Origin of the sequence: Azospirillum oryzae, from assembly GCF_900177515.1 — a bacterium.
Classification (GTDB): Bacteria; Pseudomonadota; Alphaproteobacteria; order Azospirillales; family Azospirillaceae; genus Azospirillum; species Azospirillum oryzae_A.
This window is the reverse complement of the sequence record NZ_FXAK01000007.1, coordinates 1771097-1791456: the sequence shown is the minus strand read 5'-3', so window position 1 is coordinate 1791456 and position 20360 is coordinate 1771097. Positions and strand designations below refer to the sequence as shown.

The following is a 20360-nucleotide window of genomic DNA, read 5'->3' as shown; positions in this document are numbered from 1 at the left end:
TCATCGGACATTGGCCATGCTTCAGCAACCCACAAGGAAGGCGTGGTCATGGGAGCGGTGTCTGCAAGAGAAAATGGTTTTCTCCCGTCTGGACGGAACCTGACGGGAGGAAACGGCCGCGACCTGCTGTTCGGCGGGGCAGGTGACGACACAATCATCGGCAACGGTGGCAACGACTACATGGAGGGCGGGGCGGGCCGCGACCGCTTCGTCCTCAATCCCGGCGGGGGATGGGACTGCATCGGCGATTTCCAGGCGGGAAGCGGCGGCGACATGCTGGATCTCGGCAACTGGAAGGCGATCGGTGGCCTTTCCAACCTCCTGGCTTCGTCCCACCAAGACAGCGACGGCCTCGTCCTCGAGTTCAGCGCGACCGATTCGGTCAAGCTGATGGGCGTGACCGCCGGCATGCTGACAGCCGACAATATACTGTTTGCCGGTGCCGCCGGGCGGCGGATCGCGGGCGGTGCCGCGCGCGACCTGCTGTTCGGCGGCGCGGGCGACGACACAATCACCGGCAATGGCGGCAACGACTATATGGAAGGCGGCACCGGCCGCGACCGCTTCATCCTCAATCCCGGTGACGGATGGGACTGCGTCGGCGACTTTAAGGTCGGAAACGGCGGCGACGTGCTGGACCTGCGCGGCTGGAACGGCATCGGCGGCTTTGCGGAACTGCTGGCCGGATCGCATCAGGACCCCGACGGGCTGGTGCTGACCTTCGGGCCGACCGACAGCGTCAAGCTGATGGGGGTCACCCGCAACATGCTGACCGCCGACAACGTCCTGCTCGGCAACGACGGGCCTGCACGGGCGACCGCGGTGTTCATTGCCCACGATGAGCAGCATGGCGACGAACTGTGGGGAAGCGACGGCACCAGGGCTTTTCTGTTGCGCGACATCGCCGCCGGTCCCGCGGGTTCGGAGATCATCGGGCCGGTGAGCGCCGGCGGACGGGTCTTCTTCTCCGCCGATGACGGCGTCCATGGCCGCGAGCTGTGGATGAGTGATGGTACGACGGCCGGTACCCGCATGGTGTCCGACATCGTGGCGGGCAGCGGCGGATCGAATCCGCTGGCGATGACCGCCTTCGGCGACCGTGTGCTGTTCCAGGCGGACGACGGCGTGCACGGCACCGAGCTGTGGGTGAGCGACGGCACGGCGGCCGGCACCCATCTGCTGAAGGACATCTATGCAGGTGCGACAAGCTCCAACCCCGGCTCCTTCACCCAACTCGGCGACAACGTCTATTTCTCCGCCCGAGATGCGGAGCATGGCGTAGCGCTATGGAAGACCGACGGAACGGCGGCCGGCACGGTGATGGTCAAGGACTTCCTGCCCGGGAATCAGGACCCGCCGGTGATGGTGATCATCCAACCGTCGCACCTGACTGCGGCGGACGACCGCCTGTACCTGACCGCCTGGGACGGCACTGACGGCTTCACTCAGCTGTGGGTGACCGACGGGACGGAGGCGGGAACGACCAAGCTGCGTGGCGACCTGACCGATCTGCCGCAGTTCGGCCTCGACCTTGAGATCGGGGCTGTCGGCAAGCAGCTTTACTTCAACGACGACGTCAATCTCTGGACCAGTGACGGCACGGTGGCAGGAACCCGGGAGGTCCGGCACAATTACCCCGACGTCTACGCCCGGCCTCAGCAATTCACCGCCGCCGGCGATACGATGTACTACGTCAATTACGACCGCCATACCGGCTACGAAGTGATGGCGACCGACGACAGTGGTTCGGAAGGGAGGTTCCTTGGCGACTTCAATCCCGGACCAAACAGTAGCCGGCCGTTCGAACTCACCGCCGTCGGCGACACGATGTATTTCGCCGCGGATGACGGCACCACCACCACCCTTTGGCAGAGCGGCGGCCACAGCTGGGACACCCGCAAGGTCGTCGATGCCGGCGGTGACGACAGCTGGTCCTCCGTCACCAACCTCAGTGCAGTGGGCGGCGACCTCTATTTCAGCGCCAAGGACCAGTCGCAGGTCGATGCCATGTTCCGCCTCGACACCGGCAGCGGCGAAGTAACCCGGCTTGCCGGCTCCTACGGGCTGCCCTTGGGCGGGCCGACCGTGGTGGCGATGTAGAAGTCTCCGGAACCTTGCGGCAAAAAAGCGCCCTCCCCAGCATCATCGGGGAGGGCGCCGTCGCTTCACATCACCTCACTGAACCACCCGAACCGCCTCACTCCGCCGCCAGCGGCTGCGGGGCGGCGACCGGGGCGCGGAACGTCTCCAGCAGCTTGGCTTCCTTCGCCTTCGCCGCCGCGACGTTGCGGGCCTTCACCGGGCCGTATCCGCGCATCTCCATCGGCAGGGTGGCGATTTCCACCGCCAGGGCCAGCTTCTCGCGGGTCAGGCCGTTCAGCAACTCGCCCACCACCGCCTCATAGTCGGCGATCAGCTGGCGCTCCTGCCGGCGCTCGGCGGTGCGGCCGAACGGGTCCAGCCGGGTGCCGCGCAGGCGCTTGCCCTTGGCCAGCAGGCGCAGGGCGTGCAGCATCCACGGGCCGAAGGTCTTCTTCTTCGGTTCGCCGCCGTCCTCCTCGGTCTCGCCCATCACCGGCGGGGCCATGTGGAAGGTCAGCTTCCAGTCGCCTTCGAACATGCGCTGCACATTCTCGACGAAGCCGCTATCGGTGTAGAGGCGCGCCACCTCATACTCGTCCTTGTAGGCCATCAGCTTGAAGTGGGCACGGGCGACCGCCTCGGTCAGCGCGGTGGAGCCGGGGACCTTCTGCTGCTCCGTCCGGCGGGTCCAGTCGATCAGCGCGTGGAAGCGGGCGGCATAGGCGGCGTCCTGGTAATCGACCAGGAAACGGTGGCGGCGCTCGATCACCTCCTCCAGGCTGCCGGACTGGCGGCGCTGGTCGAGCAGCAGCGATTGCGCGGCCTGCACCGGCTCCTGCAGCTTCGCGGCGGCTTCCACCGCGGCCAGATCGACGGCGGCGCGGCGGCCCCATTGGAAGGCGTCGAGGTTCAGCTTCACCGACACGCCGTTCAGCTCGATCGCCTTCACGATCGACTCCTCGCTCAGCGGGATCAGCCCCTTCTGCCACGCATAGCCCATCAGGAACGGGTTGGCGTAGATGCTATCGCCCAAGAGAGCGGTGGCAAGCTTCGTCGCGTCGAAGGCGTCGACATTGGCGTCGCCGCCGCAGGCCTTGCGGATGTCGCCGACCAGATCGCGCACCGGGATCACCATGTCGGGCTTCTTGATGAAGTCGGCGGTGATGCTGTCATGGGTGTTGATGACGGCGCGGGTGCGGCCGGCGGTCATCTTCGACAGGCCGTCGCCCGCCGCCGCGACGATCAGGTCGCAGCCCAGCACCGCGTCGGCGCCGCCGGCGGCGATGCGGACGGAGTGGATGTCCTCCGGCGTGTTGGCGATGCGGATGTGGCTGGTGACCGCGCCGCCCTTCTGGGCGAGGCCGGTCATGTCGAGCACGCCGACGCCCTTGCCCTCGATGTGGGCGGCCATGCCCAGCAGCGCGCCGATGGTGACGACGCCGGTGCCGCCGACGCCGGTGACATACAGGCTCCAGGTCTTGTCGAAGGCCGGAATGACGGGGGTAGGGAGGGCGGTGGCGTCGGCCGACTTCGCGGCCGCCGGCTTCGGCTTGCGCAACTGCCCGCCTTCCACCGTCACGAAGCTGGGGCAGAAGCCCTTGGTGCAGGAATAATCCTTGTTGCAGCTGGACTGGTCGATCTGGCGCTTGCGGCCGAACTCGGTCTCCTGCGGGATCACCGACACGCAGGACGACTTGGCGGAGCAGTCGCCGCAGCCTTCGCAGACCAGTTCGTTGATGACGACGCGCTTGGCCGGGTCGACCATCTTGCCGCGCTTGCGGCGGCGGCGCTTCTCGGTGGCGCAGGTCTGGTCATAGATCAGGACGCTGACGCCGGGGACCTCGCGCATTTCCTTCTGCACACGGTCGAGGTCGTCGCGATGCTCGACGTTGGCGTATTGCGGCAGGCCGCTGTTGATGCCGTACTTCTCCGGCTCGTCGGAGACGACGGTGATCCGCTGAACGCCTTCCGCCCGTAGGACGTTGGCGATCGACTGCACCGTCAGCGTGCCGTCGAAGGGCTGGCCGCCTGTCATGGCGACCGCGTCGTTGAACAGGATCTTGTAGGTGATGTTCACCTTGGCGGCGATGGCCTGACGGATCGCCAGGATGCCGGAATGGAAATAGGTGCCGTCGCCCAGGTTGGCGAAGATGTGCTTTTCGTCGGTGAAGGCGGCCTGACCCACCCACGGCACGCCCTCGCCGCCCATCTGGGTGAAGGTGTCGGTCGAGCGGTCGAGCCACGTCGCCATGTAATGGCAGCCGATGCCGCCCAGCGCGCGGCTGCCCTCCGGCACGACGGTGGAGGTGTTGTGCGGGCAGCCGGAGCAGAAGGTCGGCTTGCGCACCACGCGCGCCACATGGGCCTTCTGCTTTTCCTGCGCGTCGAGGAAGGCGATACGGCGGACGAGATTCTCGTTGTCGATGAAGCGCTGCAGGCGGCGGCCGATCACCACGGCGATCTGTGCCGGGGTCAATTCGCCGGCGCTCGGCAGGATCCACTCGCCCTGCTCGTCGAACTTGCCGACCACCTTCGGGCGGACGTCGGGGTTCCAGTTGTACAGCTGTTCCTTCAGCTGGTTCTCGATGACCGCGCGCTTTTCCTCCACCACGACGATCTCTTCCAGACCCTCGGCGAAGTGGCGGACGCCGTCACGCTCCAGCGGCCAGGGCATGCCGACCTTGTAGACGGTGATGCCCCAGTCGGCCGCCATCTCCTCGGTGATGCCAAGTTCGTCGAAGGCTTGGCGGACGTCGAGATAGCTCTTGCCGGTGGTGACGATGCCGAAGCGCGGACGCGGGCTTTCCATCACCACCTTGTCCAGCTTGTTGGCACGCGCGAACGCCAGGGCGGCGTAGAGCTTGTGCTTCATCAGCCGGTGTTCCTGCTCCAGCGGCGGGTCGGGCCAGCGGATGTTCAGGCCGCCCGGCGGCATCGGGAAGTCGGCGGGGATGACCGGGGACACACGATGCGGGTCGATGTAGACCGACGCCGAGGTGTCCACCGTCTCCGCGATCGTCTTCATGGCGATCCAGCAGCCGGAATAGCGGCTCATCTGCCAGCCGATCAGGCCGTAATCCAGGATCTCCTGCACCCCCGACGGGTTCAGCACCGGGATCATGGCGTGCATGTAGGCGTGTTCGGACTGGTGCGGGAAGGTGGAGGACTTGCAGTTGTGGTCGTCGCCGGTCAGCACCAGCACGCCGCCATGCTTGGAGGTGCCGGCCGCGTTGGCATGCTTGAACACGTCGCCGGAACGGTCGACGCCGGGGCCCTTGCCGTACCACATGGCGAAGACGCCGTCATACTTGGCGCCCTTGAACATGCCGACCTGCTGGCTGCCCCAGACGGCGGTGGCGCCCAGCTCTTCATTCACGCCGGGCTGGAACTGGATGTGGTTCTTTTCTAGGAACTTGCGGGCGTTCCACAGATTCTGGTCGAAACCGCCCAGCGGCGAGCCGCGATAGCCGGAAATGAAGCAGCCGGTGTTCAGCCCCGCGGCGAGATCGCGCTGGCGCTGCATCATCGGCAGGCGCACCAGCGCCTGGGTGCCGGTGAGGTAAACGCGACCCTCTTCCAGCGCGTACTTGTCTTCGAGTGAGACAGTTGCGAGCGCCATTCTTCATTCCCTCCCATCGGTCGGCAGCCTGGCAAACTCCGGTCCGGAGTGCTGGGGCGTCGATTTGTTCGCTGGGCAAAAAGGTAATGAAGGCTGTCTTATATCGCAACGCCTGCGGCCGGCCGGATCGCAAAAAGCAAGGATCGGCCGGCAACCGGCGGTCTTCCGTAACGGAGCGTATGGAATGCCCTGCCTTGCGGAAATTCCCGCTCCGCTCACCTCTCGCCCAGAACCTGTCCAAGCGATATGGGGACGGACTCAGCGGCCGGTGAGGGGGGACTTGCCCGGAGGCGTCGGGCTGCCGCCTTCGGGCCAACCGCCGAAGTCGGTATGGCCGCGGGCGGCCAGCGTGCGGACGCTGGCGCGCAGCGTGCGGATCAGGCACAGCGCCACCGCCATCGACTGGGTGCTGCCGTCCGATCCCACCAGCCAGCGTAAGGCGGCGGCATGGGCCTGCAGGGCGTCGATGTAGCCCTCGACATCCGGCTCCACCCAGGTGACGCAGGTGGACAGCGACGCGACGATGGAGGACGCGGCGGAATCGCCGGCGGCGGCGATCTGCAGATCGGACAGCGAATGGCGTAGCCGGCTGCCGATCGGGTCGGGCCGGTCGATGGCCGCTTCCAACTTGTCGAGCGCCAGCAGCAGCCGCACCCGCTTCGGATCGTCGCTGCGCATGGTGGCGGCGCCGCGATCCGGCGGCGTCACCGATGCAGGAACGGCTGCCGGCGGCATGGGAGGAGGCAGCTGCGCCGCGCCACTGGCGACCGGACGCGGAGCCGTAGGCCGGGGGGAGGACAGGCCGGCGGGGGAGATCCCACCCTGGTCGGACGGGCGTGCAGAGTCCGTTCGGCTTTCGCTGCGGGGTTCCGCACCACCCGTTGTCCCCCCGGTGGCCGTGCGCGGCGTGCCGTCGCGGCGGTTCAGCACCGCGTCGATGCGCCGGGCCAGCGTGGCGGCCGGTACCGGCTTTGCCAGCACGGAATCGGCGCCGGTATCCCAGGCGCTGCGTACGGTGGCGAGGTCGGCGTTGGCGGTCAGCACGATGATCGGCATGTTGGGCCGCAGGCTGCCCGGCGACTGGCGGATCCACTGGATCAACTGCGCGCCGCCCACCGGCTCCATTACCCAGTCGGTCACCATCAGGTCGAACACCTCGCGCCGCAAGGCGTCCTTGGCCTCCTGCCCATTGGCGACCGCGGTGATCTGGCCGACACCCCAAAGCCCCAGCATGTCCTTCAACGCCCGCTGCAACAGCGGATTGTCGTCGACAATCAGGATCTTGACGGGGGAGGCGGGTCGCTTCGTCATGGAGTGGTTCCGATGATGCGGCTGTGTCTGTCCCCATATCCGCCTCGCCCCGCTCTTTTTCATGGGAAGGGGACGGGTAAGCGACCAATGAGACGCCCGCTGCACCGTTGGGTGGGCCGGGTTATCCCCTCAGCCGTTCGAAAGGGTAGCCGACCGGCGACGCCACCCCTTTCGATGCGCAGCCATGGATGCGGTGCATATCAGGAAATCCTGATGATGGTGGACGCGCCGCCCCCGCACTTCTATGATTCCCGCCGGTCTCCTATGGGAAAGGGCGTTGCGATGGATGGCGGTTGCGGTGGCGGATCCTGTGGTGGCGGATCATCTCGTCCGTCCGGCGGGCCGGAAGACCTGAAGCACACGATGCGGATGGCGTTGGTGGTGAACGGGCTGCTCGGCGCTCTGCTGCTCACCGCCGCCGATGCGACGCAGGCGGTGTCGCTGTGGGTGGCGGCGCTGCTGGTGCTGAACCACGCCGCGGGTCATGCGGTGACCTTGGCGGGCATGGGGCGGCGGCCCGAGTTGCGCGTCCGGCTATCGATGCTGCAGGGGGTGGCGCTGGCGGTTGCCGCCGTGGCGCTGGTGGTGACGGCGGGTCGCAGCATCGCCGGCATGGCGATCCCCGACGTGCCGCTCGCCAGCCTTACCCTGCTGTTCGCCATCGGCGTGACGGTGGCGAGCGCGACCCTGCTGTTCGCCAATCGGCGTGGCTCGCTGACCCTGCGGGCGATCTGGCTGTGCTCGCGCAAGGACGTTCTGCCGCTCGCCGCCGGACTGGTTGGGCTGGCGGCAAGTTGGCTTCTGCTGGACGGCGCACCGGATGCACTGGTCGGCGCCGGCGTCGCGGTGCTGCTGCTGGCGGAGGCTTGGGGGCTGCTGCGCGGCGGGATGATGGGGGAAGGGGTGAAGCACCTGTAGTGGATGCCCCCACCCTAACCCTCCCCCGCTAACGCGGGAGAGGGAACTCCGCCGCTTCGCGATCAAACTACGCCGACAAGCATTTTACCCCTCTCCCGCAAAGCGGGGGAGGGATGGGGAGGGGGCCCGCTACGAAACCTCTTCCTTAAGACCGCTGCCGCAGCCTCTCCAGCAGACCCTTGGTGGCGAACCCGTCCGGGATTTCCCCGATGGACGCCTGGAACCGCCGCACCGCGTTGCGCGTGTTCGCCCCGACGATACCATCCGCCGCGCCCGGTTCCATGCCCAGCGCCGCCAGACGCTGCTGCAGGTCGATGCGTTCGTCGCGGCTCAGCGCCTGTTCGTCGCGCGGCCAGCTGCCGCGGACGCCGGGTTTGCCGGTCATGCGGTCGGCCAGCAATGCCACGGCCAGCGAATAGCTGGTCGACGGGTTGTAGCGCATGATCGCGCGGAAATTGTCGCGCACCAGGAATGCCGGCCCGCGATGCCCGGCCAGCACCAGCACCGAGGCCGGAGCGTCGCCGTCCAGTTCGCTGCCGTCCAGCGGACGCACGCCCAGCCGGCGCCATTCCGACATCGGCTTGGTCACACCCAGTTCCGCCTGATCGTAGGGGAAGCCGTCGGGCAGCCGCACCTCCTGCCCCCAGGGCTCGCCCGGCCGCCAGCCGTTGGCGAGCACGAACTTGGCGGTGGAGGCCAGCACGTCGGGCATGCTGCCCCAGATGTCGCGGTGGCCGTCGCCGTCCTCGTCCACCGCGTTGCGCAGGAACACGGTCGGCATGAACTGGGTCTGGCCCATCGCCCCGGCCCAGGAGCCGCTCATCCGCTCCGGCGCGATGTCGCCGGAATCGAGGATGCGCAGGGCCGCCAGAAGCTCCGAGCGGAAATAGGCGGCGCGGCGGCCCTCGAAGGCCAGCGTCGTCAGCGCGTCGATGACCGAGAAGTTGCCGGTGGACTTGCCGAAGTCCGACTCCACCCCCCAGAAGGCGACCAGGATCTCCCCCGGCACGCCGGTGCGGCGGGTAATGCGGGAAAGCAACGCCGCATGCTCCTGCAGCTTCTGCCGGCCGTCCTGGACGCGCTTTTCATTCACGGCGCTGTCCAAATACTGCCACACTTGCCGGGTGAACTCGGGCTGTGCCGAATCCAGCTCCACGACGCGGTCGGACAGCTTCACCCGCTGGAAGGCGCGGTCGAAGGTCTGCGGACGGATGCCCTGGCTCAGCGCCTCGGCACGCAGCGCCGCCAGCCATTCGGCGAAGGAGACGGACTGCTGCGCTGCTGCCGCCGGGGCCGGGATGGTGGCGACCGCAGCGCCGTTGGTTGCGCTGCCGGAGACGACCGGGGCGGTCGCGCCGGTGCTCTGGCAGCCGGCCATCAGCAGGGTGACGAGAAGGAGGCGGGCGGGATGACGGAACGGGACTCGCATGCGCTCGACCGTGATCGGAGGGGAAACCGGGGGGTGACCCTAAGGCGCCCGGCCGTGCCGCTCAACCGACAAATGGAGATGGCCGGGTCCTGGGGTGGGGCCGGGGGTGGGGTTGACCCCCCGATTGCGGCGCCTATGCGCTTGCAGGTCAGGCCAACCGGTCCATATCAAATTTTAGCGCATTGCTATCCCAACTCCCGCCCGGCGGGTCTCCGCCCTCCGGTGCCGACCCTGGAAAGAGCGGTTTCCGACAAGGCCGCCGGGACGGGAGCGAAATCCGGAACACCGCCTTCCTCAATCGCGTTGATCTGGAGGCGCTTCGATCCGGAAACCGCATCGATCGGGTGCCGCTTCGACGAAGAGGCCGCCTTCTGTCACGGAACGCCAAGGGTGCCGTCGCCATGAAAATCGTGATCTTCGGCTTGACCAACGGGTATCGCCATGATGGCGGGCATAGATCGCGCTGGCGTGCGCTGATCCAGGCGCTGGCGATCCGCGGCCATCGGGTCGTCGCGGTCGAACGCCGCGGCCCGGATGCGCCGACGCCCTGGACGATCCCCGGCGGCGACGTGTTGTCCTACGACGCCTGGGACGATGTCGCGGCGGAGTCGGCGGCGCAGGCCGACGATGCCGGCGTGGCCCTGGTGGTGGCGCAGGGGCCCGACGCCCGCGCTGCCGCCGACCTCGTCCGCAATTCCAAGGCGCCGCGCCGCGCGCTCTACGATCCCGAAGCCGCGGTCAGCCTGACCGCGCTGGAAGCGGGGGAGAGCGTGGCCCATCTGCCGGCCGACGGGCTGGGCGGCTTCGACATGGTGCTCGCGTCCTGCGGCGGGCCGGCGCTGGACCGCTACCGCGCCAAGGCCGGGGCGGAGTCGGTGGCCCCGCTCTATCCCTGGATCGTGCCGGAGGCGGACAAGCCCGGCGACTTCAAGCGGGAGTATCTGGGCGACCTCTGCTGCATCGTCGGCGGGCCGGACGGCATCCGCGAGGGGCTGGACAACTTCTTCATCAACCCGGCCCAGCGACTGACCCGCCGCCGCTTCGTTCTGGTCGGCGCCGATCTGCCGGACGGCGTGCCGCGGGCCTCCAACATCCTGACCTTCCCCGACCTCGACCCGGCGCAGCATGCCGACGTGCTGGCTTCGGCCAGTCTGGCGCTGACGCTGGCCCGCGACGACGAGCGCAGGATCGGCTGGTGTCCGTCCGACCGGCTGTTCCTCGCCGCCGCCTGCGGCTCTGCCATCGTCGCCGACCAATGGGAGGGGTTGGACAGCTTCTTCGAGCCCGGCCGCGAGATTCTGGTGGCCGCCCAGACCGACGACGTCACCACCGCGATGATGCTGCCGCGCAACCACCTGACCGATCTCGGCCGCCGTGCGCGCAAGCGGGTGCTCGCCGAACACAGCGCCGAGCGCCGCGTGCAGGAACTGCGCGGCATCCTCGACCTGAAGGGTGGCGGCGACGACTGACGGCATCCTGTTCGACAGGGATGCACAGGAGCGGGGAGCGGGCTATGGTCCGCTCCCCGTTTCGTTTGCGCCAAATCAGGGAGCCTGCCGCCGATGCCGACCGTCACCATCCGCCCCGCCGTCGAGGAGGATTGCACCACCATCCTGCGCTTCGTCCGCGAACTGGCGGAGTTCGAGCGCGAGGCCGACGCGGTCAAGGCGACCGAGGAGGATTTCCGCCGCGACGGCTGGGGGCCGCAGCCGGTGTTCGAGGCGCTGATCGCCGAACTGGACGGCGCGCCGGTCGGCTTCGCCCTGACCTTCCGCAACTTCTCGACCTGGGAGGGGCGGCCCGGCCTGTATGTCGAGGATCTCTACGTCACCCCCGACGCGCGGCGCTACGGCGTCGGCCGCAAGCTGCTGGCCGCGGTGGCGCAGCGCGCGGTGGAGCGCGGCTACCGTCGTGTCGACCTCAGTGTGCTGGATTGGAACCCGGCGCGGGGATTCTACGACCGGATCGGCTTCCGCCAGATGAAGGAATGGCTTCCCTACCGCCTGACCGGCGAAGCGCTGGCCACTCTCGCGGCCGAGGGGACGGCCGAGGAGGCGTAAGGCGTGGGATCAGGCGGCGCGGTTCAACGCGGACGCGCCGATGATCTCGGCATAGTCGGCGCGCTCGGTGCGCAGATTGGCCAGAAGATCGACCAGGCTGTCGCGAATGAAGGCGTCGTCCTGCTCGACGATGGTGTCTTGGGTCAGTCGAATGAACTGATCGAGAAGCGCGATATGGGCCGCGGAAGAGGCGTTGATCTTCTTGGAGTTGACGGCGCTGATCATGTAAATCTCCCTTGGCCTGAGCGTTCCCGATGACCTTATTGAGCCATCGGGCCAGTTAAAGACTTCCTAACGGGACTATGCGGCAGGTGGTATCTTCGGGGGTACTTCCGATCTATGGTCGCGTCGCCTATGACTACCAAGAGGAGTTACCCCGAACGTCTCTTGGGACGCTCGATACCCTGCTGCAATGGGTCACTGTCGGATGTCCCGGCGGGTGTCATGCACTATGACAACACGCACCGTTATGTCAGGTTGCTCAGAGCACCTGAGGGATTTGGAGGGAGGGACTACCAAAGGGTGCAGTCCCTCCAACCCCGTTTGAGATCGCGGCCCCCTTGAAATGCCGGCGGTTGCACGGGGTCAGGCGGCGCGGCGGGCCGTCATGCGATCCCGGGCGTCTGCGCGTTCCAATGCGCGGGCGACCAGATCGTCGAAGATTCCGCCGATGGGCGCATCCATCACCGCGGCCCGCCCGGCCAGCATCGGGCCTTCCATCAGGACGGATCCTTCCTCTCCCGGGCCGAGAACGCGCCAGCCGCGGCTTTTCATCTCCGAAACGCGCGTCCGGGCAATGAAGGCGCGGATATGGTCGTGTGCCAGATCGTCCATTCTGTTCCCCCTGTCACTGTCGCCCTATCGCTGCCGATGATCGCCGGCCTCACGACGATTCAACCGGTCACTGGGAAAAGGTACGGAAGAACCGCGAACGCAACAAGAACAAATTCGGGGGTGAAGTGAGGATTCCTGCCGAGTCGCCCAAGCTTCCGCTTGTTCCGCCTCAAACGGCCCCTCCAGAGGCCCCCTTGCCGTCGGCACCTTCACCGCAAAGATCAGGCGGGGCGGGAGCATTTGCAACCCGCCCCATCCGTGACCAAAAGCGGCGATCAGGAAAGGTCCGACCATGAGCGGTGTCCGCACCGAAACCGACAGCTTCGGCCCCATAGACGTTCCGGCCGACCGTTACTGGGGCGCGCAGACCCAGCGCTCGCTCCAGAATTTCCGCATCGGCGGGGAGCGCATGCCGGCCCCGCTGGTGCGTGCGCTGGGCATCCAGAAGCGGGCATCCGCCGCCGCCAACCTGAAGCTGGGCGTGCTCGACCCGAAGCTCGGCGTCGCGATCATGGAGGCGGCCGACGAGGTGATCGACGGCCGGCTGGCCGACCATTTCCCGCTGGTGGTCTGGCAGACCGGCTCCGGCACCCAGTCCAACATGAACGCCAATGAGGTGATCGCCAACCGCGCCATCGAGAAGCTGGGCGGCAGCATGGGGTCGAAGACGCCGATCCACCCCAACGACCATGTCAACATGGGGCAGTCGTCGAACGACAGCTTCCCCACCGCCATGCACATCGCGGCCGCCGACGAGATCGTGCGCAGCCTGATCCCGGCGCTGGAGCATCTCCGCAGCGCGCTGGACGCCAAGGCCGACGCCTTTGGGGACATCGTCAAGATCGGCCGCACCCATCTGCAGGACGCGACGCCGCTGACGCTGGGGCAGGAGTTCTCCGGTTATGCCGCGCAGGTCTCCTACGGCATCGCGCGGGTGAAGGGCGCGCTGCCGCAGCTCTACCGGCTGGCGCAGGGCGGCACGGCGGTCGGCACAGGCCTGAACGCCAAGCCGGGCTTCGCCGAGGCCTTCGCGGAGGAGGTGGCGGCCTTCACCGGCCTTCCCTTCGTCACCGCGGAGAACAAGTTCGAGGCCCTGGCGACCCATGACTCGCTGGTCGACATGCATGGCCATCTGAACACGCTGGCGGTGTCGCTGATGAAGATCGCCAACGACATCCGCCTCTTGGGCTCCGGCCCGCGGTCGGGCATCGGCGAGCTGTCGCTGCCGGAAAACGAGCCGGGCTCCTCCATCATGCCCGGCAAGGTCAATCCGACGCAGTCGGAGGCGATGACGATGGTCTGCGCCCAGGTGATGGGCAATCACACCACGGTGACGATCGCCGGCGCCACCGGCCATTTCGAACTGAACGTGTTCAAGCCGGTGATCGCCTTCAACGTCCTGCAGTCGATCCGCCTGCTGACCGACGCCGCGAACAGCTTCACCGACAATTGCGTGGTGGGAATCGAGGCCAACCGTGACCGCATCGCCAAGCTGGTGTCGGACAGTCTGATGCTGGTGACGGCGCTCAACCCCCACATCGGCTATGACAATGCGGCGAAGATCGCCAAGAAGGCCCACAAGGAAGGGACAAGTCTAAAGGAGGCCGGGCGGGAACTCGGACTCCTGACGGATGAGCAATTCGATCAATGGGTTCGACCCGAACGGATGGTTGGTCCAGGCTAAGCTTGGGGTTAGGGTGGGGGTGTGTCGTTCGCGGCCGTTCCGGCCTTCCTCTGACCACCCCCATCCCCCACTGCGATGCGTGCGTGACCATGAAGAAGCGTTCGGTTCTGATCGCCGGCCATCCTACCAGCGTCTCCCTAGAGGAAGAGTTCTGGGACGCCCTGAAATCGGTGGCGCAGTCCCGCGGTCTGTCGGTGAACGCCCTGATCGAGGAGATCGACCAGAGCCGCAGCGGCAATCTCTCCAGCGCCATCCGAGTCTACGTGCTGAAGGCGGTGCAGGGACGCGGGGAGTGATCGCTCCCGCGGATGGCCGCAATGGACAGGCGGATGCTGCCGGCGTACACGCTTGCTGGCCGTCCGCCTCCCGCTGAGACCCCGCCGCCATGCCGCCCGACCTCACCACGCTCGATATCGTCGCCTTCGTCTGGTTCGTCGGCTCCTGGGTCGGCTTCACCATCACCCAGGACCATCTGCTGACCGGCCGCAACGTGCTGAACCAGCATCTGCGGATCGTGCGCCGCTACTGGATCGAGCGCATGCTGGAGCGCGACAACCGCATCCTCGATTCGCAGCTGTTCGGCCACACCATGCACAGCTGCACCTTCTTCGCCTCCACCAACATGCTGGTGCTGGCCGGTCTGATCGGGTCCTTCGGCGCGGCGGAGCGGGCGCAGCAGTTCATCTCCAACCTGTCCTTCGCCGTTCAGACCTCGCCGCAGCTGTTCGAGATCAAGATGCTGCTGATGGTGGTGATCTTCACCTTCGGCTTCTTCAAGTTCACCTGGGCGCTGCGCCAGTACAATTACTGCTGTGCCCTGATCGGCTCGGCGCCGATGCCGCCGGTGCCGCAGGACGACCGCAAGGAAATCGCCCGGACCATCGGCGAGGCACTGACACTGGCCATTACCGCACTGAACGGCGGGATCCGCGCCTATTACTTCGCGCTGGCGGCGCTGGTCTGGGTCATCGGACCGATTCCCCTGATCCTGGCCTCCAGTGGTGTCGTTCTGGTTCTTACCCGCCGTCAGGCATTTTCCGCCACGGAGAAGGTCATCCGCGTGCAGACCCAATGGCTGGAGAGAAACGATTCAACCAAGATGAAATAACATTTAAAAAGCTACCAAGTTTTCCGCGCGTGCGACCAAATATCCTCTACCTGACGGCGAGTTTCGGCGTCTAAGGTCGGTGCATCAGAAGACGGCGCGACGAACTTCCCGCGCGACGCAGAGGATAAGAGGGCGATGATGGACGCCGATACCGCACTGAGCATCATGGAAACCCTGGATCAGGCCGAAGCGCTGCTGCGTCGCATGCACCTGCGCGACGGTTGTGCGGGCTCACACGCGCTGGCCCATAACCGGCAATTGCTGGACGCCGCCCGCCACCGGCTGGAGCAGGTCCACAGCATCGAGGGGATGGGTGCCTTCGGTGCCGCCCCGGCGCTGGGCTGATACGGCGGTTCCGGCTCAGCCCTTCAGCAGCACCTTGCCGCCGCTGCGCACCTTCGACCAGTCCTTGGCGAAATAGGCGAAGTCTCGCGACGGCCGGCTGAACAGGAAACCCTGGGCCAGCGACACCCCCAGCCCGCTCAGCAGGTCGGCGTGCACGGTCTCCTCCACCTGCTCGCCGATCAGGTCCAGCCCCAGCTGGCGGCAGACGTCGACCATCGACCGCAGCATGGCCATGTCGCGCGGATTGCCGACGGCGCCACGGACGAAACTGCCGTCGATCTTGGCGTAATCGGCCTGGATGCCGTAGAGCGACTGGAAGCTGGTCGAACCGGCGCCGACATCGTCCAGGCAGATGCGGAACCCGCATCCGCGCAGCTTCTGCAGCACCTCGTTCAGCTTGGCGATGTCGGTGACGACGACGGTTTCCGTCACCTCGATCAGCAGCTTCGCGGCCAGATCGCCATAGGGGGCGACGACCGACTGGAACTGCTTGAGGAAGATCGGGCTCATCAGCGTCTTGGCCGACAGGTTGATCGCCACATCCGGCAACTTCGGCTCCTTGCGGAACTCCTGCAGCGTGTCCAGCACGGTGCGGGTCAGCAGCAGGTCGAAGTCGTAGATCAGCCCGACATCCTCGGCGAAGGTGATGAAGTCGGCCGGCGAACTCATCCCGTCGACACGGGTCAGCGCCTCCAGATGGTGGACGGCGCCGGTGCCGATGTCGACGATCGGCTGGTAGACGACGATGAAGTCGCGGTTGTCGATGGTCGCGCGCAGCTGGCCGATCCGCTCCACTGCGCCGGCCATCAGCCGGTTGGCGCCATCCTCCAGGCTGGAGATGGTGAACTCCCCGCCTTGCGCCGAGGCGAAGGCCTGCACAGTATAGACCAGCGCGCGGGCCGCATCGGCCGCGTCCAGCCGGTCGTCGGCCATATCCAGCGTCCAGGAGCGGATGCCGCCGGGCAGGGCGCCGCCCGCCGCCTCGATGATCTGGGCGATGTGGCTCTGCACCTCGTTCCCGTCGATGTCCGCGGCATGGACGATGCCATAGCGGTCGCCGGTCAATTGCCCGGCGCTGTCGCCGTCGGCGGAGATGCCGCGCAGATAGGCGTCGATGCCCTCGCGCACTTCCACCGCGGCCCCTTCCGGCATGGCCTCCACCATTGACTGCAGCCCTTCGACCAGCAGCAGGGTCAGCCCCTGGTCCAGCCCCTTCTCACGGGCGGCGAGGATCCGCTCCTCCAGGATACCGGCGAAGCCGGTCTGGTCCAGCAACTCGCCCTGCGCTGCGGCGGCGGCGCCGTGGCGTGGTGGTGCGGTCAGCAGCACGGTCAGGAACAGTGACCCCGGACAGGAATCGAGCCGGCACCCGCCCAGCAGGGCTGGGAACTGCTGCCCGTCGAAGGCCTGGAACAGAACGCGCGACGGCTTGATCCGCGCCTTTTCCCGGATGCGTTCGAACAGGACATGGACGTATTTGCGATCGCCGGGGGCCACCACCTCCATCAGGTTCGTGCCGACCAGCCCGCCGACCTCGCCCTTGGTCAGGCGGCAGCGCGCCCCGGCGGAAAACAGGATGTTGCCCTGGGCGTCCGTCTCGATCAGCAGATCGGCGGCGGCGAAGGCGAACCCGACGAAGCGGTCGCGGTCGCGGCTTGACGACGGACGGCGCGGCGCCGCCGAACCGGCTGCCGGCGTCACGACCGGCCCGACGATCGGAGCCATCACCGCGGCGGGGCGTCCCGCACTGTCCTGCGCCAAGGGCATCGTCATGAGGTTACAAATTGCATCAAAGTTTAGAGAGTTTCAGGATGAATGTGACCGAGAGTAACCAATATCGCCATAGGTTAGAAGAGAGTCTGTTGCCGATGACCTTCGGCCTAACAAAACGCGACAATTTGTGACATCTGTTCCGCAAATGCCAACGACCCTGCGATGCCTCGCCTTCTGACTGTCTTCGCGGAAATTATCGTTGCCGAAAACTTGAAGTGATCATTCCGGGAACGCAATGAACAATGTCGAATGCACCGGTCGGGACTCGTCAGTCCCAGAGAGCGGGATGTCGAGGGGCTGCCGAGTCCCGGCCGGTGCGCCGGATCAGGTGACTTCCACTGTTGCCGGCTGGACTGTGGGTTTGTGCCGGCCCAGAAGCACCGCATTGAAGTTCGCCTGACCCGGCATCTCGACGAAGCGGTAGGTCAGCGCGGACACCGCGACCACCATCGCCAGATAGGAGAGCGCAAGCCCATCCATCGCCCAAGTGCCACCGAAGAAGATCAGCCGGGTCTCTTCGCCGCCGACCGCCGTCTCGGCGAACATCGGCTGGCCCAGCAGCTTCTGCATCACGGCCGCTATCTTCTGATACAGGGCGATGACCAGCGCATGCACCATGTAGATGGAGTAGGAGCGGGCGCCCAGCCATTGGAAGGGTGCCTTCGCCAGCAGGCGCGAGAGGGCTCCTCCCTCGAAGGCGAACACCCAGACCACCAGACCGAACAGCAGCGGCGAGGCGAAGGACAGGGCGTTGCCCCGCGCCGCCGCCACGAACACGATTACCGCGGCCAGGCAGGCCGCCTCGACCAGCCCCGCCAGCGGCAGCCTTGCCAGCCCGGCGTCGCGGGCGGCCATGAACAGCCGATAGACGATGTGTCCGGCAAAGAAGCCGTACAGGCAGCGGAAATAGCCGAGGTCGAAACTGGTGTCGATGTAATGGTCCGACCATCCCATGACGACGAAGGCGCCGGTGGCCGACAGCGCCACGGCCGCTCCTGTCACCAGCCATGTGCGGCGGGCAAAAAGACAGACCAGGGCAAAGGTGACGTAGGCAAAGACCTCCGCGCTGATCGACCAGCTCGGCATGTTCCAGGTCAGCTCGCTCTCGACGCCCAGCGAATGGACCAGGAAGAGGTTGCTGAGGATGGATGACGGCGCGAAGCGGCCGGTGAAGGCCGCGGCTTCGCCGTGGATCGCCAGCGCCTTCACGATTTCCAGCGGAATGAAGGCGACCAGGGTGGCCGCATGCAGGGGCCAGACACGGCCCAGCCGCCGGACCAGGAAAATCCCGGCATCGGGGGGCGAGTTCAGGCGCCCGAGATAGGCGTGGGTGATGACGAAGCCACTAAGAACGAAGAAAAAGTCGACAAATAGATAACTGCCTCGAACAAATGGATTGGTATAAAAGTTTCCTAAAGCGCTGAAATGGAATAAAGCCACGAATAAGGCGCATAAGCCGCGCCAGCCGTCCAGCACTGGGAAACGCATTGGGCTTCTCCTAATCGGGGTATCAATACAGTCAGGTCATGTCGATCGCCGATGCTGAGGCTGCGGCGGAATATTCCTTCGATAAATAAGGAATACGGGATTGATTACCGCCGGGTGAAAGTAAATGGCGACGGCGCAACCAAATAGCCGAAAATGCGGTTTATTCCGAATGACGGCCGACAGTTACCCCGGTCTGGTTCACGGCGCCGGCCGTGCAATTGCTGGGGAGTGCGGATTTGCCGGATTGTTCGACAGCCATAGCGCCGATGGCACGATCCGCCACACGGATTCGACCGCCTGCCACCGGCTGGGTGCCGCCGCGGCAGTACGCCTCCTGCCCCCAGCGGTTGAACCTTCTCACGATTGTGCCCGGCCGTTCCGCCCGGCATCCTTCATCCATCTCGTCGCGGTCGGAGAACCGGATGATGCCCATCCACCGGCGCAGCGCGTGCAGTGGCTGCAGTTCGGCCGTGGCGAGAACGAATTCCGCCCTGACCTGAATCCCGGCATGAAAAAGGCCCCGCGACCGGTCCGGTCGACGGGGCCTTTAAATCTTTGTGCAAAAGGAACCGTCAGCGGCGCGGGAACAGCCGGTTGACGTGGCCCATCTTGCGGCCGGGCCGGGCCTCCGCCTTGCCGTACAGGTGCAACCGGGCGCCGGGTTCGGCCAGCAGATCGGGCCAGCGCAGCACGTCGTCGCCGATCAGGTTGGTCATCTCGGCATCGGCCACCCGCTCCACCGATCCCAGCGGCAGACCGCAGACCGCACGTACCAGTTGTTCGAACTGGCAGGTGGCGCAGGCGTCCATGGTCCAGTGGCCGGAATTGTGCGGGCGCGGCGCCATTTCATTGACCAGCACGGCCCCGTCGGCGGTGACGAACATCTCCACCGCCAGCACGCCCACCAGATCGAGCGCCTCGGCGATGCGGCGCGCGATGCGGTCGGCCTCCGCCGCGGTCTCATCCGACACCTTGTCCGCCGCGGCGGGGGCGATGGTGACGTCGAGGATGCCGTCCTTGTGGCGGTTCTCCACCGCCGGATAAGCGACCATCGTGCCGTCGGCGCCGCGGGCGACGATCACCGACACCTCGCAGGCGAAGGTGACGAAGCCCTCGACGATGCCTTCCACGCCCGGCTTGCCGCCGCCGATGCTGGCCCAGGCCGCCGCCGGATCGCTGCCGCTGTCCAGCCGCGCCTGTCCCTTGCCGTCATAGCCGAGCCGCGTCGATTTCAGCACGCAGCGCGGACCGATCTCGGCCACCGCGCTTGCAACCTCCGCGGCACTGTTCGCGGCGCGCCAGGGTGCCGTCGCGATGCTGAGACTGTTGACGAAGCTCTTCTCCGCGATGCGGTCCTGCGCCACCGACAGCACGTTCGGGCCGGGGTTCAGGTTGGTGAAGCGGCGCAGATGCTCGGCCGTGGCGACCGGCACATTCTCCCACTCCAGCGTGACGACATCGACCGAGCGGGCGAAGCGCTCCAGCGCCTCCAGGTCATCCCAGTCGGCGACCGTCGCCGCGGCGCTGACCTGCGCCGCTGGGCTGTCGGCCGCGTCGGGGGCGTAGACATGTGTCTTGTACCCCAGCCGCGCGGCGGCAAGCGCCGTCATGCGGCCAAGCTGTCCGGCACCCAGCATGCCGATGGTGGAACCGGGGGCGAGGCGGGGCAGGGGCTTGCCGGTTGGCTTGCCGGTCATGGCGGTCTGACT

The 20360-nt window shown here is 66.7% G+C and carries 17 protein-coding genes; 9 read left to right on the top strand and 8 right to left on the bottom strand.

Annotated elements, in window-relative coordinates; translation table 11 throughout:
* Positions 1-48 precede the first annotated feature (48 nt).
* Positions 49-2100, top strand: coding sequence for an ELWxxDGT repeat protein (locus B9N97_RS20910; protein ID WP_167393335.1), 2052 nt, complete (start codon positions 49-51; stop codon positions 2098-2100).
* Between the two features lie 97 nt (positions 2101-2197).
* Here B9N97_RS20910 and B9N97_RS20905 read toward each other — a convergent pair whose 3' ends face one another.
* Both B9N97_RS20905 and B9N97_RS20900 read right to left on the bottom strand, forming a co-directional pair.
* Complete coding sequence (locus B9N97_RS20905) at positions 2198-5701, bottom strand: indolepyruvate ferredoxin oxidoreductase family protein (RefSeq protein ID WP_085089663.1); 3504 nt, start codon at positions 5699-5701, stop codon at positions 2198-2200.
* Positions 5702-5959: 258 nt separating this feature from the next.
* Positions 5960-7012 carry a response regulator gene (locus B9N97_RS20900; RefSeq protein ID WP_085089662.1) on the bottom strand — a complete coding sequence of 351 codons (1053 nt, stop codon included), beginning with the start codon at positions 7010-7012 and terminating at the stop codon, positions 5960-5962.
* Between the two features lie 363 nt (positions 7013-7375).
* Between B9N97_RS20900 and B9N97_RS20895 the strand changes: the two genes are divergently transcribed.
* Complete coding sequence (locus tag B9N97_RS20895) at positions 7376-7930, top strand: cation diffusion facilitator family transporter (protein WP_244560817.1); 555 nt, start codon at positions 7376-7378, stop codon at positions 7928-7930.
* A gap of 145 nt (positions 7931-8075) precedes the next feature.
* Here B9N97_RS20895 and B9N97_RS20890 read toward each other — a convergent pair whose 3' ends face one another.
* Entirely contained in the window at positions 8076-9359 is a 1284-nt protein-coding gene (locus B9N97_RS20890; protein ID WP_085089660.1) for a lytic murein transglycosylase, read from the bottom strand.
* A 401-nt stretch (positions 9360-9760) separates the two neighbouring features.
* Between B9N97_RS20890 and B9N97_RS20885 the strand changes: the two genes are divergently transcribed.
* Together B9N97_RS20885 and B9N97_RS20880 are read left to right on the top strand one after the other, a co-directional pair.
* Complete coding sequence (locus B9N97_RS20885) at positions 9761-10828, top strand: CgeB family protein (protein WP_085089659.1); 1068 nt, start codon at positions 9761-9763, stop codon at positions 10826-10828.
* Between the two features lie 93 nt (positions 10829-10921).
* Entirely contained in the window at positions 10922-11419 is a 498-nt protein-coding gene (locus tag B9N97_RS20880) for a GNAT family N-acetyltransferase (protein WP_085089658.1), read from the top strand.
* Between the two features lie 9 nt (positions 11420-11428).
* Here B9N97_RS20880 and B9N97_RS20875 read toward each other — a convergent pair whose 3' ends face one another.
* On the bottom strand, positions 11429-11644 hold the full coding sequence (locus tag B9N97_RS20875; RefSeq protein ID WP_085089657.1) for a hypothetical protein: 216 nt from the start codon (positions 11642-11644) through the stop codon (positions 11429-11431).
* Between the two features lie 360 nt (positions 11645-12004).
* The gene (locus B9N97_RS20870; protein WP_085089656.1) at positions 12005-12253 is read right to left on the bottom strand and encodes a hypothetical protein; all 249 of its coding nucleotides are present in this window, start codon (positions 12251-12253) and stop codon (positions 12005-12007) included.
* A gap of 292 nt (positions 12254-12545) precedes the next feature.
* Between B9N97_RS20870 and fumC the strand changes: the two genes are divergently transcribed.
* The 4 genes from fumC (at position 12546) to B9N97_RS20850 (ending at position 15390) form a co-directional block, all read left to right on the top strand.
* The gene (gene fumC, locus B9N97_RS20865; protein ID WP_085089655.1) at positions 12546-13937 is read left to right on the top strand and encodes a class II fumarate hydratase; all 1392 of its coding nucleotides are present in this window, start codon (positions 12546-12548) and stop codon (positions 13935-13937) included.
* A gap of 89 nt (positions 13938-14026) precedes the next feature.
* Positions 14027-14233 carry a ribbon-helix-helix domain-containing protein gene (locus B9N97_RS20860; protein WP_085089654.1) on the top strand — a complete coding sequence of 69 codons (207 nt, stop codon included), beginning with the start codon at positions 14027-14029 and terminating at the stop codon, positions 14231-14233.
* An 89-nt stretch (positions 14234-14322) separates the two neighbouring features.
* A complete protein-coding gene (locus B9N97_RS20855; RefSeq protein WP_085089653.1) occupies positions 14323-15045 on the top strand; it encodes a DUF599 domain-containing protein in 723 nt (240 codons plus the stop codon).
* 135 nt (positions 15046-15180) lie between these two features.
* Positions 15181-15390 carry a hypothetical protein gene (locus tag B9N97_RS20850; RefSeq protein ID WP_085089652.1) on the top strand — a complete coding sequence of 70 codons (210 nt, stop codon included), beginning with the start codon at positions 15181-15183 and terminating at the stop codon, positions 15388-15390.
* 15 nt (positions 15391-15405) lie between these two features.
* Here B9N97_RS20850 and B9N97_RS20845 read toward each other — a convergent pair whose 3' ends face one another.
* On the bottom strand, positions 15406-17163 hold the full coding sequence (locus B9N97_RS20845) for an EAL domain-containing protein (RefSeq protein ID WP_085089651.1): 1758 nt from the start codon (positions 17161-17163) through the stop codon (positions 15406-15408).
* 324 nt (positions 17164-17487) lie between these two features.
* The gene (locus tag B9N97_RS20840; RefSeq protein ID WP_085089650.1) at positions 17488-18651 is read right to left on the bottom strand and encodes an acyltransferase family protein; all 1164 of its coding nucleotides are present in this window, start codon (positions 18649-18651) and stop codon (positions 17488-17490) included.
* A gap of 169 nt (positions 18652-18820) precedes the next feature.
* Here B9N97_RS20840 and B9N97_RS35115 point away from each other — a divergent pair, with 169 nt between their 5' ends.
* Complete coding sequence (locus tag B9N97_RS35115) at positions 18821-19249, top strand: hypothetical protein (protein WP_143266796.1); 429 nt, start codon at positions 18821-18823, stop codon at positions 19247-19249.
* Here the strand turns inward: B9N97_RS35115 and B9N97_RS20835 are convergent.
* Positions 19224-20348 carry a 5-(carboxyamino)imidazole ribonucleotide synthase gene (locus B9N97_RS20835; RefSeq protein ID WP_085089649.1) on the bottom strand — a complete coding sequence of 375 codons (1125 nt, stop codon included), beginning with the start codon at positions 20346-20348 and terminating at the stop codon, positions 19224-19226. The two genes, B9N97_RS35115 and B9N97_RS20835, sit on opposite strands and share 26 nt — an antisense overlap.
* Between the last annotated feature and the right edge of the window lie 12 nt (positions 20349-20360).